At 69.1% G+C, this 508-nt stretch carries 1 protein-coding gene; it reads right to left on the bottom strand.

Annotated elements, in window-relative coordinates; genetic code table 11:
* Positions 1-508: beta-ketoacyl synthase N-terminal-like domain-containing protein (locus tag ACX4ZE_RS23025; RefSeq protein ID WP_480275557.1), on the bottom strand; the 508-nt coding region annotated here is incomplete at both ends.

Below are 508 nucleotides of genomic sequence, written 5' to 3'. Positions count from 1 at the left end.
GAACCCGTTGCTGGTCCCGTCCTGGTTGACCGCGGAACCGCGCAACACCGCCAGCACCTGATGACCATGCGCCACCGCATCCGACAACCGCTCCACCACCAGCAGCGCCGCGCCTTCGCCCCAGCTGGTGCCGTCGGCCGCAGCGGCGAACGCCTTGCATCGACCGTCGGGCGCCAAAGCACCCTGGCGGCCGAAACCGACGAACTCTGCGGGGCTCGACATGACGGTGACGCCGCCGGCCAACGCGAGATCGCACTCCCCGTGCCGCAGTGCCTGCGCCGCCAGATGCACCGCGACCAGCGACGACGAACACGCCGTATCGAGCGTCAGCGCCGGGCCTTCCAATCCGAGCACGAACGACACCCGCCCCGACATCACACTGGCCGCACTACCGATCAGCTGCTGGCCGTCGATGGCCGACAGCCCGCCGGGATGTACGAGTCCTTGGTCGTAGAACAAGCCGCCTGCGTAGACGCCGGTGCGTGAACCCCGCAACGACGTCGGATCG

It is taken from the genome of Nocardia sp. TBRC8007, from assembly GCF_056629435.1.
The sequence above is the reverse complement of the archived record's forward strand: the minus strand, read 5'-3'. Positions and strand labels throughout refer to the sequence as shown.